Source organism: Kitasatospora sp. NPDC096147, from assembly GCF_044763225.1.
Lineage (GTDB): Bacteria > Actinomycetota > Actinomycetes > Streptomycetales > Streptomycetaceae > Kitasatospora.
The window spans coordinates 758,118-770,623 of record NZ_JBIWFX010000003.1 but is presented as its reverse complement, the minus strand read 5'-3'; the positions used below and the strand labels follow the sequence as shown (position 1 = coordinate 770,623).

Annotated in this window: 12 protein-coding genes and 1 pseudogene; 12 read left to right on the top strand and 1 reads right to left on the bottom strand. The window is 74.0% G+C overall.

The window, feature by feature from the left end; all coding sequences use genetic code 11:
- The first annotated feature begins 187 nt into the window (after window positions 1-187).
- The 12 genes and pseudogenes from ACIRBX_RS14125 to ACIRBX_RS14070 all read left to right on the top strand — a co-directional run.
- Complete coding sequence (locus tag ACIRBX_RS14125) at window positions 188-1,594, top strand: cytochrome P450 (RefSeq protein ID WP_402296423.1); 1,407 nt, start codon at window positions 188-190, stop codon at window positions 1,592-1,594.
- Window positions 1,595-1,884: 290 nt separating this feature from the next.
- Window positions 1,885-3,240, top strand: coding sequence for a hypothetical protein (locus tag ACIRBX_RS14120; RefSeq protein ID WP_402296421.1), 1,356 nt, complete (start codon window positions 1,885-1,887; stop codon window positions 3,238-3,240).
- 9 nt (window positions 3,241-3,249) lie between these two features.
- Window positions 3,250-5,247, top strand: a complete 1,998-nt coding sequence (locus ACIRBX_RS14115) for a peroxidase family protein (protein WP_402296420.1) — start codon at window positions 3,250-3,252, stop codon at window positions 5,245-5,247.
- Window positions 5,244-5,603 (top strand): hypothetical protein, encoded by a 360-nt coding sequence (locus ACIRBX_RS14110; RefSeq protein ID WP_402296419.1) that lies wholly within the window; start codon window positions 5,244-5,246, stop codon window positions 5,601-5,603. The genes ACIRBX_RS14115 and ACIRBX_RS14110 overlap by 4 nt, the downstream gene beginning before the upstream one ends.
- Window positions 5,604-5,691: 88 nt before the next feature.
- Window positions 5,692-6,936, top strand: a complete 1,245-nt coding sequence (locus ACIRBX_RS14105) for a hypothetical protein (protein ID WP_402296418.1) — start codon at window positions 5,692-5,694, stop codon at window positions 6,934-6,936.
- Window positions 6,937-7,048: 112 nt separating this feature from the next.
- Window positions 7,049-7,558 (top strand): hypothetical protein, encoded by a 510-nt coding sequence (locus tag ACIRBX_RS14100; protein ID WP_402296416.1) that lies wholly within the window; start codon window positions 7,049-7,051, stop codon window positions 7,556-7,558.
- 134 nt (window positions 7,559-7,692) lie between these two features.
- Complete coding sequence (locus ACIRBX_RS14095; protein ID WP_345290886.1) at window positions 7,693-7,926, top strand: toxin-antitoxin system HicB family antitoxin; 234 nt, start codon at window positions 7,693-7,695, stop codon at window positions 7,924-7,926.
- Window positions 7,923-8,354: a fic family toxin-antitoxin system, toxin component gene (locus ACIRBX_RS14090; RefSeq protein ID WP_402296414.1), complete on the top strand. Its 432-nt coding sequence runs from the start codon at window positions 7,923-7,925 to the stop codon at window positions 8,352-8,354. Before ACIRBX_RS14095 ends, ACIRBX_RS14090 begins: the two co-directional genes overlap by 4 nt.
- Before the next feature lie 149 nt (window positions 8,355-8,503).
- The gene (locus ACIRBX_RS14085; protein ID WP_402296413.1) at window positions 8,504-9,322 is read left to right on the top strand and encodes a putative RNA methyltransferase; all 819 of its coding nucleotides are present in this window, start codon (window positions 8,504-8,506) and stop codon (window positions 9,320-9,322) included.
- Between the two features lie 164 nt (window positions 9,323-9,486).
- Window positions 9,487-10,773: an AAA family ATPase gene (locus ACIRBX_RS14080; protein ID WP_402296411.1), complete on the top strand. Its 1,287-nt coding sequence runs from the start codon at window positions 9,487-9,489 to the stop codon at window positions 10,771-10,773.
- Entirely contained in the window at window positions 10,770-11,093 is a 324-nt protein-coding gene (locus ACIRBX_RS14075; RefSeq protein ID WP_402296408.1) for a nucleotide pyrophosphohydrolase, read from the top strand. Before ACIRBX_RS14080 ends, ACIRBX_RS14075 begins: the two co-directional genes overlap by 4 nt.
- 235 nt (window positions 11,094-11,328) lie before the next feature.
- Window positions 11,329-11,787: pseudogene (locus ACIRBX_RS14070) on the top strand (DUF6099 family protein); the annotation flags it as partial.
- Window positions 11,788-12,158: 371 nt separating this feature from the next.
- On the opposite strand, the gene ACIRBX_RS14065 reads toward ACIRBX_RS14070, so the two are convergent.
- Window positions 12,159-12,377: a hypothetical protein gene (locus tag ACIRBX_RS14065; protein WP_402296406.1), complete on the bottom strand. Its 219-nt coding sequence runs from the start codon at window positions 12,375-12,377 to the stop codon at window positions 12,159-12,161.
- Window positions 12,378-12,506 lie beyond the last annotated feature (129 nt).

Here is a 12,506-nt window from a genome sequence, read left to right as displayed (position 1 = left end):
GTCGGAGCACGTCGCCGTGCCCGTTGCCGAGCCGAGGGCGTCCGTCCCCGGGGCACGGTCCGGTGCGGGTGCGGGTGCGGGGATGAGGGCCGCGGCGGGCTCCGGGTCCGGTTCGGGGGCCGGGCCGGCGGAGGGGCGCGGGACGGCGTTCGGGCCTGCGGGCGGGGGCTTGGTGCGGGCCGGGCGGGTGGAGACCCTGCGGTTCGTCTCGACCCACACCCTGCCGGCCTTCGTCCGCGGCGTGGCCTCCGCCCGGCCCGGGGTGGTGAAGACCTACGCCGCCCTGCGCCAACCGGCTTGGTCCACCGCCACGTTGCGGGCGATGAAGCGCCGGTACGGTGGGGCGCCGGTGCTGGTGCGGGGGCTCTCCGGACCGGTCCTCGTCCTGCTCGACCGGGCCGAGGTGGAGCAGTTCTACGCCGAGCCGGTACGGACCCTGGCGATGGACGCACCGGACAAGCACCGGAGCCTGTCGGTCTTCGAGCCCACGGGTGTCATCTGCTCGCGCGGTGACCTGCGCGAGCAGCGGCGCGAGATCAACGACCGGGTGCTGACGGCCGGTCAGCCGGTGCACCCGTCCTGTGCTCCGTTCCTGGCAGCGGTGAGGGAGGAGGTCCGGAGCCTGACGGCCGGGCGTGTCCTGGACCGGGCCACGCTGCAGCGGACGGCGAGCCGGCTCGGGCGGCGGATCGTGCTCGGGGACGCCGCCGCCGACGACCAGCAGCTCGCCGACGGGCTGTTCGCGCTGCGTCGGGAGGCCAACTGGATGGGGTTGCGCAAGGGGCGGGCCCGGGGCGTGGCCGCCCAGTACGCCCAGGTGGACGCCAGGTTGGCGGAGTACGCCGCCTCGGCTGCCGGGCACACCCTGGTCGGCCGGGCCCGGCAGTGCCCCGACCCGACCGGGACGATCGATCCGATCGGCCAGGCCCACCACTGGCTGCTGGCGCTCGACCTGGTGGGGCCGATCCTCTGCCACGTCCTGTTGCTGCTGGCCGCCCATCCGGCGGAGCAGCATGCGGCGTGGGCGGAGGTCGCGGAGGCCGGACCGTCCACGGGCGGACTGCTCGGTGGAGCGCCGGACGCGACCGGCGGCGGGGATGGCGATGCGGCGGGTGACGGCGCGGCAGGTGCTGGTACGGCCGGCCGGGGCGGAGCCGGTCACGAGGGTGGGCTGCCCCGGGTACGGGCCTGCGTCCAGGAGGCGCTGAGGCTCTTCCCGCCGGTGCCGGACCTGGTGCGGGAGACCCGGGCCGAGACCGTCTGGCGGGGTGTCACCCACCCGGCCGGGACGACGGTGCTGCTGCCTGCGGCCTTCCACCAGCGCGACCCGGACCAGGTGCCGGGTGGCCACCTGTTCGTGCCGGCGCGCTGGCTGGCACCCGAGGCCCGACACGACCGGGTGATGGCCCCGTTCAGCCACGGCGGTGGCGGCTGCCCCGGCGAGGACCTGGGGCTGATGGTGCTGACCGCCCTGGTCGCGGAGATCCTCCGCGGACACCGGGTGACCGGCGGGCGGCCGGTCCTGGACGTGCACCGACCGTTGCCCGGTTCGGTCGACCTGCCGGCTCTCCGGCTCGGCATCGTGCCGCGCTGACGGTCGGAGCGGTGCGGCGGGAGGCGCCCCGCCTGCACCGGCCGCCCGCTCGGCCTGCCCGCATCGGCCCGGAGACGACGGGCGCACCTCGCCCGTCCCCGGGCCGGGGGCCTCGTCCGCGACGCCCCGTCCACGACGTTCCGTCGATGACGCTTCGCCGGAGCCGGAGCCGGAGCCGGAGCCGCCCGAGGCGTCGGCGTCGGCGTCGGCGCAGCCCGGAGTGCCGGGCCACTCTGTCCCTGATCACGTGCTGACCCACCGTCAGTCCCCTGCCGGGAGGACCCATCCCCATGCCCCAGGCCGTGTCACAGGCCGTGTCCACCGAACCGGACGTCGCCACCCTCAACCATCTCTGCCGTGAACTCGCCGAAGCCGCCGAGGCGGTGGGCGAGGCCGCCGCCTACCTGTCCGGGCTGGCGCTCGGAGCCCAGGCGCCCAGGACGGCGCGCCGGGGTGCTTGGCGCGGCCTGCTGCGCACCCTGACCGACCCGGCCGGCCTGGGGTGGGCGCCGCGCGGGCGGGGGGCGGCGGCGCGGGCGGGCTGGCTCGTGGGGGTGTTCACCAGCAGGGAGAGCCTGGCCGTCAGCCTGGCGGTGGCCGGGCTGAAGGCGCGCATCCGTGCTGCTGCCGTCACCCACCCGGAACTGCTGGAGAACCCCTCCACCAGCCGCATCCTGGCCGCGATCGAGCAGGACCGGCAGCGCGACGCCGTGCGGATCTTCAAGTCCCTGCTGCAGAACGACGGTGCCGAGCACGCCTTCGCGATGCTCGCCCCCTCCTTCGCGGACATCCTGGCCTGGAACGCGCTGACGGACGAGAACCCGTTCAACGACACGGCCGGCTGGCAGGTGGCCACCGGGAAGGCGATGACCGCCGAACCACTGCTCGGCCTCGGGGCGGGCTTCTGGGAGTTCTTCGACCGGGGGCCCGGTCGGGCCGAGCCGCTGGTGCCCGACCCGGCGTGGGCCGCCGGACTGGACACCAGCGGCACCATCACCGGCTACGTGCGCAACATCGACCTGATCAGCACCGACGGCACCCTGCTGGTGCAGCAGGTGATCGGGCCCGACGGAGTGCTGCGCCACGTGGTCCAACTCGCCGGCATGGCAAGGAGTTTCAACGCCAAGAGTCCCCAGGACATGGTGGGCGCCTTCAACGCCGTCGGTCGGCCGGATTCGCCGTACTCCCGGGCGGTGGCCAAGGCGCTGCGCTCGTTCATCCCCTCCGGCGCCGAACTCGCCCTGGTCGGCCACAGCCAGGGCGGCATCACCGCGATGAACCTGGCCGGCAATCGCGATCTCAACGCCCTCTACCGCATCACCCACGTGGTGGCGGTCGGCTCCCCGATCGACGCCAAGCGTCCGGCCGACCCGCAGACCAAGGTCTTCTCGCTGGTGAACGAGCACGACATCGTGCCCAGCCTGGAGGGGCGTTCGGCCATCTCGCCGTACACGCTGCCGGCCGGGTTCACCGAGTACACCTGGGTGGACGACACCCGTGCCTTCCCGCTCTGCCACGCAGCCGAGCGCTACGCGCACAACCTCGAATTCGAGGCCACCGAAGCCGCCGCGCAGGTGGACGCCGCACTGGCCGCGTACCGGGGCCGGGTGACCGGCAACCGCCTCTTCTCGCTCTACGACCGCTGAGGGACCGTGATGACCGACACCAGCACACCCGGCCGGGAGCCCGCCACCGCCGGCCCCACCCTCGCGGTCCCCGCCGCCCGCCCGGCCGCGACCGCCTCCGCCTCCGCAGCCTCCGCCGCGACCGGGACCGCCGCGACCGCGACCGCCGCAGCCGGTGACTCCGGTGACCCCGGTGGCCGCCTCCGGCCCGCCGCTCCGGGCGGGGTCGGCGGGTACGGGCCGCCCGGGCTGGTGGAGCGGCTCGGCTCGGCCGTCTTCGCCAAGGTCAACCGCACCCGGGAGTGGCACGAACTCCCGTCCACGATCGGCCTGCTGAACCTCAAGGTGATCCGCGACGAGCTGCGCCGCCACAACCTGCACGACACCTACGGCGCGGGCGGTGAGCGGCCGCGCCGTCCCAGCGCGACGCTGCTGCCGTACCGCTCCTACGACGGCTCCGGCTACGACCCGTACGACGAGGACATGGGGCGGGCCGGCACTCGGCTGGACCGCAACGCTCCGCTGGAGCTCTGCCACCCCGGCACCGAGCGGGAGTTGATGACCCCCAGCCCGCGCGAGGTCAGCCGGCAGCTGCTGGCCCGGCGGTCCTTCGTCCCGGCCCGCAGCCTCAACCTGCTGGCGGCGGCCTGGATCCAGTTCGAGAACCACGGCTGGGCGAACCACGGGGACAACAGCGAGGCCGAGCCGTTCACCGTCCCGCTGGCGGCGGACGACGACTGGGGCCGGTGCCCGATGCGGGTGAAGCGCACCCGCCCGGACACCCTCGCGCACACCACCCCCGGGGCCCCGCCCACCTACGAGAACACCCTCACCCACTGGTGGGACGGCTCGCAGGTGTACGGCTCCGACGAGGCCACCTGCCGGTCGCTGCGCACCGGGGAGCACGGCCGGATGGCGCTGTTCGGCGGACGGCTGCCGGCCGACCCCCGGCCGGGCATGGGCTGCCTGGACGCGACCGGGATGAACGGCGACTACTGGACGGGGCTGTCGCTCCTCCACACCCTGTTCGCCAAGGAGCACAACGCGATCTGCGAGCACCTGCGCTCGTGCTACCCGGCCTGGGACGACGAACGGCTCTTCCACACCGCCCGGCTGGTCAACACCGCGCTGATGGCGAAGATCCACACGGTGGAGTGGACCCCGGGCATCCTCGACACCCCGGTGCTGCGCCGGGCGATGAACGCCAACTGGTACGGGACGCTGCCCCGTTGGGTGACCAGGCGGTACGGCCGGATCGGCCGCGGGGAGATGCTCAGCGGCATCCTCGGCTCGCGCACCGAGCACCACGCCGCGCCGTTCTCGATGACCGAGGAGTTCGTCTCGGCCTACCGGCTGCACCCGCTGATCCCGGACGAGCTGACCGTCCGGGACCACCGTGACGGCAGCGTCCGGTGCGGCATCGGCCTGGACGAGATGCAGGGCGCCACCACCCGCAGCTCGGTGGACCAGTACGGGATGAGCGATCTCTTCTACTCCTTCGGCACCGCGCACCCCGGCGCCCTGGTGCTCCACAACCACCCCGACGGGCTGCGCGACCTGGCCCGGCTGACCGGGGAGCACCTGGACCTCGGCACCGTCGACGTGCTGCGCGACCGGGAGCGCGGCATCCCGCGCTACAACGCCTACCGGCAGATGCTGCGCAAGCGCCCCGTCACCTCGTTCGAGGAGCTGACGGGTGGCCACCAGGCCGACAGCAGACTGCTGGAGGAGGTCTACGGGGGTCGGCTGGACCTGGTGGACACCCTGGTCGGGAACCTGGCCGAACCGCGTCCGGCCGGCTTCGGCTTCAGCGACTCGCTGTTCCGGGTCTTCGTGCTGATGGCCAGCCGCAGGCTGAAGAGCGACCGCTTCTTCACCACCGACTACCGCCCCGAGGTCTACAGCCCCGAGGGCCTGCGCTGGGTCGACCGCAACACCATGGTGACGGTCCTGCTCCGTCACCACCCCGAACTCACCCCTGCCCTGGACGGCGTGACCAACGCCTTCGCCCCCTGGAGCCGATCGTGACCGACTTCCCCTCCGCACGCCGTCCGCAGCCGGCCGGCCCGGCGGCCGGACTGCGCCTGCACGCGACCGTCCTGCGGGAGCACGAGGAGCGGCTGCTGAAGTCCCTTGCCGCACTGGGCTGGGAGGGCCCGCAGGCGGAGGCGTTCCGGGAGCAGGTGGCCGAGCTGGCCGCGCGCTGCGGGACGGCCGCCGACGGGCTGGCCGGGTCGGCGATGCGGCTGGCCGGGCCGGCCGAGGTGCCGGCCGGGATCGCGGACGTACGGAGTGACGCTCTGCACGACCCGGGGGACCGCTCCCGGGACGGCGGGGTGACCGGTGGCCGGGACGGTGCCGCGGTCGGGTGGAACGGTGGCTGACGACCCGTCGGCCGGGTCGGTTCCGGCCGCGCGGGGCGGAGCGGCGGCACCCCGCACGGGGGAGCCGCCGTCCGCACCGCCGCCCTCGGTGCGCACGACCGCGCTGCGCCTCGGGGCGGCCTGCCTCGGAGCCACCCCCGCCGTGGTCCTCCGGCTGGCCGGGGTGCATCCGGCGCCCGTGCCGGCGATGCTGCTGTTCGGCCTGGGCGTGCTGTCCGCCGCGCTGTTGCTGATGTGGGCGGCGGAGACCGCCCGGGCGGACATCGCGGGCCCGCTGGCCCTGGCGCTGCTGGCGTTCATCGCGGTCCTTCCCGAGTACGCGGTCGATCTCTGGTTCGCCTACACGGCGGGCTCCAAGCCGGAGTACGCCGCCTACGCGGCTGCCAACATGACCGGCGCGAACCGGCTGTTGGTGGGTGTGGGGTGGCCGATGGTGGCGCTCGCCGCGTACTTCGCCGCGCGGCGGGCGGGTGCGAGTGCCGGAGCGGGCGGCGACGGCGAGGGCGGGGGTGCCGTCGCGAGCACCGGCGTCAGCCTGCGGGAGCACCGGCGGATCGACGTGGCCTTCCTCGGCGTGGCCGCCGTCTTCGCCTTCCTGATGCCGCTGACCAGGGAGATCTCCTGGGTGGTCGCGGTCGTGCTGATCGCCTGGTACGCCTGCTACCTGTTCCGGATCGGGAGGTGCAGCGAGACGGACGAGGAGGAGTTGATCGGTGTCCCGGCCCGCTTGGCCGCCCTTCCGGCCCGGCGGCGTCGTCCGACCACGGTGCTGGTGTTCGCGGTGGCGGCCGGGGTCGTCTTCGCCTGCGCGGAGCCCTTCGCCACCTCCCTGGTGGACGCCGGTGCCTCGCTGGGCATCGACCGCTTCCTGCTGGTGCAGTGGCTCGCCCCGCTGGCCTCGGAGGCGCCCGAGCTGATCGTCGCGGTGGTCTTCGCCTGGCGCCTGCGGGGTGACGACGGCCTCGGCGCGCTCCTCTCCAGCAAGGTCAACCAGTGGACCCTGCTGATCGCCTGCCTCCCCCTCGCCTACGCCGCGGGCGGCGGCAGCTGGGCCCTCCCGCTGGTCGAGCGGCAGGTGGACGAGGTGCTGCTGACGGCGGCTCAGACCCTGCTCGCGGTGGCCCTCCTGCTGGACCTGCGCTTCCTCCCGTGGAAGGCGGGCCTGCTCTTCGCCCTGTTCGTGGTGCAGTTCGTCCTCCCCGGTGAGAACGACCGCCTGATCCTCAGCTACGTCTACCTGGCCCTGGCCCTCGTCCTCCTCGCCCGCCAGTGGCGCCAACTCCCGCCCACCGCACGTGCCCTGGCCGGCCGGATCGAGGGCGATCCGCACTGACCCGGCGCCTCTCCCGCCGGCGTCCGGCTCTCCCCCTCCACCCGTCCGGTCCTGCGCCTCGTCCCCCTGCCTCGCCCCTTAACCGGTTGCGGCGGCCGTTAGCGTTACCCGCATGCCGACACACGGGATCGACCCCTTCACGGCCTGGCTGGCGGTGCTGGCCGAGGAGTCGGAGCTGCAACTGGATCCGGCCGGACTGTCGCCGGATGCGCTGGCCTGGCTGCGGGACGTCCGGGACGGCCACGGCGAGGTCCCGCCGCCCTACTTGGCGGAGCTCGTGCTGGCTCGGCGCACCGCCGTCGCCGCAGCCGCGCTGGCCCGTCTCCGCCCGGTGGTCGAACGTGAGACCGGGCTGCCGCTGGACCTCTGGTTGGAGGTCGAGCAGGCCAGCGAGTACGACCCGATCGGCTCGGCCCGGTTGTTCGGCGAGCACGTCCGCTCACCCGAGCTGGAGGATGCCCGGGTGACCGTCGCGGAGGCCGTGCAGACCTACCTGGCCTCCCGCCACCGCGTGGTCTGGCCGGTCTGTCCGGATCACCGGACCGGTCTGCACGCGGATCTGACGGACGGTCGGGCCGCGTGGCACTGCCGACCCGGCGGCCACCACCTGCCGATGCCCTGAGCCCGCGTCCTGAGCCGACGCCCCGAGCCGATCGTGCGCCCCGCCGGGGTGCCAAGCGCCCCGTGCGCGGGTAAGGGAGCGAGGAGGCCGGAATGCGCCCTTGTTGTGCTAGCACATCGGCGCTAGCGTGAAGCATGACCAAAAAGCAGCTGAACGTCAGGGTGGATGCCACGACCGCCGAGATCGCCCGGGAGAGGGCCGAGCAGCAGGGGATCAGCATGAACCAGTACATCGAACGACTGGTACGCCAGGACATGGGCGAGGCCGGACGCCTCTTCGTCGACACCGCCGCCCAGTTCATGAAGGAGTACGAGAGCGCCTTCCTGGCCGAGTTCGCCGGCTCCGAGCTCCAGGACGTGCGCCGTTGAAACTGGAGGTGGACCTGTCCTGGCTGCTCATGACCGCCGAGCAGTACACCCCTGGTGACCCCCAGGTGACGGACTACGGCTCCCTGCTCGCCGCCGTCGCCCGCCACCAGGCCCAGATCTTCGACATCGCCGTCTACCCCGAACCGCAGGACCGCGCGGCGGCCCTGATGCACCAGTTGATCCGCGTCCCCGCGCTGGAGCGGACCAACGAACTGTTCGCCACCGCCGTGGCCTACTCCTACCTGGTCGCCAGCGGCTGCAACGTCGCCACCACCGCGCGCGAGGTCCGCAGCCTGGCCAGGGCGATCCGGGAGGGCAAGATCGGCGTCAGCGGTGTGGCCGAGCGGCTGGCCGCCTGGATCGTCGAGGACCCCGAGGACGAGGAGGTCAGCGGGGAGGACGACGGCGACGAGGGCGAAGCCGACTGAGCTGCCTGGGCCGCCTGCCGGCGGGCGCGCACCACGTCCCTGCACCACGTCCCTGCACGCCGGACCTTCGCACCGGACCTTCGCACCGGGCTCCCGGAACGGCTCAGTAAGCTGGTGGTCCACCCCCGGACCGGCGAGGACCACCGACGTTGCTGCAGGACATCGAGCAGTACCTGGCCTGCCCGCACTGCGCCCGGCCGCTCGCCCTCGACGGCCGGACGCTGCGCTGTGCGGCCGGCCACAGCTTCGACCAGGCCAAGCAGGGCTACGTCAGCCTGCTGGCCGGCGACGCGCACACCGGTACGGGTGACACCGCCGAGATGGTCGCCGCCCGGAGCGAGTTCCTGGCGGCCGGGCACTACCGGCCGGTCTCGGACGCTCTGGCCGAGGCCGCCGGCCCGGTCGAGGGCCTGGTGGCCGACCTCGGCGCGGGGACCGGGCACTACCTCGCGCGGGTGCTGGACCGCTCCGGGGGAGTGGGCGCCGCGCTCGACATCTCGAAGTACGCGCTGCGGCGCGCGGCCAAGGCGCACCCCCGCATCGGCGCGCTGGTCTGCGATGCCTGGCGGCCCCTCCCCCTACGGGACGACTCCGCCGAGCTGCTGCTCAACGTCTTCGCGCCGCGCAACGGCCCGGAGATCCGCCGGGTGCTCCGGCCGGGCGGTCGGCTGCTGCTGGTCACCCCGACCTCCCGTCACCTCCGCGAGCTGGTGGCCGCGTTGGGCCTGCTCTCGGTGGACGAGGAGAAGGAGCGCCGCACCGACGAGAAGCTCAGCCCCTGGCTCACCCGCACCGACCGCACCGAGATCGAGTTCACCCTCCGGCTAGGCCGCGCCGAGGCCGAGGCGGTGGTCGCGATGGGGCCGAACGCCTGGCACACCGACCGGGAGCGCCTCGCCGCGACCCTGGCCGGCCTGCCGGACCCGGTCGAGGTCACCGGATCGGTCCTGCTCACCACCTACCGCTGACGCCCACCGTTCGCCGGCCGGCGTTCGCCGTTCGCCGGCCGACCGGCGTTCGCCTGGGCCGCGCATAGCACGCCCCAACTGCCTTGCCGCGCAGGCGACCCGTTGGGATGAACCTCCTGCGCAGGCACGTTTCCTCGCTCCGGCCGACGGCTAACGTCCCCCGCGTGACCAGCGAAGTTCTCCAGACAGCCGCAGTCCGCCCGGTGCTCCGCCCGACGGTGGAGGAGCTGCGCCTCACCTCGTTCAAGTCGTACCGCCGCACCACGCTCCCGCTCGGCCCGCTGACGGTGCTGCACGGGCCGTCCGGGGTCGGCAAGTCGAACGCGTTGGACGCGCTGGCCACCCTCTCCCGGCTCGCGCTCGGCGAGCCGATCGGGCCCTCGCTGGACGGCCTGGGCGGCGTCTCCGGGCCGCTCGCCCTCCCGATCAGGGGCGGGCTGCTCGGCTGCGTCCCGCACGGCCGGAACGCGATCATCCTGGGCTGCACCGTCCGGTCCCCGGAGGGCCCGATCCGGCTGGAGCTGGTGGTCCGCACCGACGGGCCGGTCCGGGTCGCCCGTGAGTGGCTGACCTGCGCCGGGCAGACGCTGGTGGAGACCGGCGAGCAGGACGTGGCGCACGGCAAGGTGAACGTGACCTGGCACAACGACACCAGGCAGGGTGACATCCGGGCGCCGTTCCCCAGCGAGAGTCTGATCACCGCTCAGATCCCGCTCCGGGTGGCCGGCTCCTCGAACGGCGAGCGCAAGGTGCTGGCCGCCGCCGAGCAACTGCTCACCGCACTCCGCGAGGTCTTCCCGCTGCACCCGGTGCCCGCGCTGATGCGGGACTGGACGGAGTACCGGCCGGAGGCCCGGCTGCTCGGTACCGCCGCCAACGTGTCCGCCGTCCTGGCCCGGATCCGGCAGGAGTGCAGCCGGCGCTACGGGCGCCTGCTGAAGGCCGTCCAGCAGGCCGCCCCGCACCCGCTGCTCGGCCTGGACGTCAGCCGTCGCGGTCCGGACTCGCGGGAGGAGCTGATGGCGGTCTTCGACGAGGGGGTGCTCGGCCGGACCACCGCGGACCAGGCGTCGGACGGCATGCTGCGGCTGCTGGCCTTCTCCGCCGTGCTGCTCACTGGGGCCGGAGTGCTGGACGTGGACCCGGCCGCCGAGGTCCCGGCGGCGCACCGTCAGCTCACCGTGCTGGCCGAGGACCTGTCGGCCGGACTGGCACCCGAGCAGGTGGCCGCCCTGCTGCGGCTCGCCAAGGAGGTGTGTGCGAAGGAGGACGTCCGGCTGCTCGCGGCGGTGCAGGATCCGGGCCCGGCCCGGGAGACGGGGGAGGCGGTGACCTTGGTCGAGTGCCGACGTGATTCGGCCAGCGGGCACAGCGTGCTCCGGTCGGAGACCGCCCGCGTGCCCGCCCAGACGGCCCGGAGCGGTCCCGATGGGGTAGACATGTCGGCATGACGAGCGACAAGACCCTGGACGAACTCCAGCAGCGGCTCACCGACTTCGCGGCGGCCCGGGGGTGGGAGCCCTTCCACACCCCGAAGAACCTGGCCGCCGCCCTCACGGTGGAGGCGGGCGAACTGCTGGAGATCTTCCAGTGGCTGACGCCCGAGCAGGCCGCGACGGTGATGGCCGATCCGGAGCGGGCGCACCGGGTCCGGGACGAGGTGGCCGATGTGCTCGCCTACCTGCTGCAGTTCTGCACCTCGGTCGGGGTCGACCCGGCGGATGCGCTCGCGGCGAAGATCGAGCGCAACGAGGTGCGCTTCCCGGTCTGAGGGCGGCCCCGGGACGACCCAGGGGGCAGACCTGAGGAGCCGTCAGGGCTGCCTGAGGGCGGTCTGCCGGGCGCGCTGTCCCTCGTGTGGGTGACCTTCGTCATCCACAGGCGGTGGTTGTCCACAGGTGAGCGCGGTCCGTGGCCGCCGCCCCACCGCCCGCCGCAGTCTTGCCGCGTGACGCACCGTCGGTCCCGAGGGTGCGGGTCCCACGTGAGCGAGGGGAGCGGCCCGGATGGACGCGCTGCGATTGATCAAGACGACCCGACACGCCTTGGCGGAGGCCAGGAGCGTGCCGGACGTGCTCGCGGAGGCCTGGCAGGCGGCCCTGATCACCGAGGCCGTCGGGGCCCGGATCGCCGGGCAGGTGGAGAGCGACTTGGCCCCGCTGGGGCAGTTGCTCTGTGACGCCGGAGCACACGCGGTGGGCTGCCTGGAGCAGCCGGGGCCGGCCGAGGAGGTCCGTCCCGGTGGGGATCCGGAGTGGCACCGCGCCGACTGGGGTGGGAACGGACGGGCGTCCCGGCTGGACGAGTTGGGCGCCCCCGGGCCGGTGCTCACGGAGCTCGCGCTGCTGCTGCACGAGATGGCCGAGGCCCTGGTGGTGCTGGCCTGCGGGGCGGACGAGGAAGGCCTCTACTGGCGCTGCATCGACGGAGTGGACGCCGGGGCCGAGTGCAAGGACACGGTGGCGGAGCTGCTCCGGGTGGTGCGTCGGGAGGGCGGTGACGTCCTGGCGGACCTGGCCGCGGTCCCGGGTGCGGCGGCCGCGGTTCCTACGGCGGATCCGGTCGGGCTCTCCGACGGGAGCGGTCCGGGGGGAGTGGCGGCGCCGGGTGGGACGGGGACCGGGTCAGGGGCCGGGGCCGGTGCGGCCTCGGAGTCCGGGCCGGGGGTGGCGGCAGGTCATCCGGCGGCCGGTGGCGGGGCACCCGGTGGTCAGGCCGCGAGCCGGCCGAGCGGGTTGATCGGGCCGGGTGGGCCGAGCGGGGCCGGACCGACGGGGAGCCAGGGGATGCCGACCTTGGTCGTACCGCTGGGGCCGCCGGTCGCGGCGCGCGGTGGTCAGCCCCGGGCGGCCGATTCGGCAGAGTGCTCCTCCGGTCGGCGGCGTGCCTCGGCGCGGTCGGCGGAGGACTGCAGGTCGGCGTCCAGTCCGGCCAGGTCGGCGTTCAGGTCGGCGAGCAGCCGCTGCATCTGCTCCAGCAGGTTCATCGGCGCTGCTGCCGGGGCGGGCGTGGTCTGCTGTGGTGCGGTGGGTGCCTCGGACCAGGGCTCGGACATGAGCGGACCCCTTCAGCTCGGTAGTGCGGTGTGACCCGACGGATGTCGGTGGCGGGGCCACCGCTCTGGCAAGCAGCCCCGAGAGCCCAACGAACCTGCTCGGAGCACGGTCACCGCAGACCACTCGTT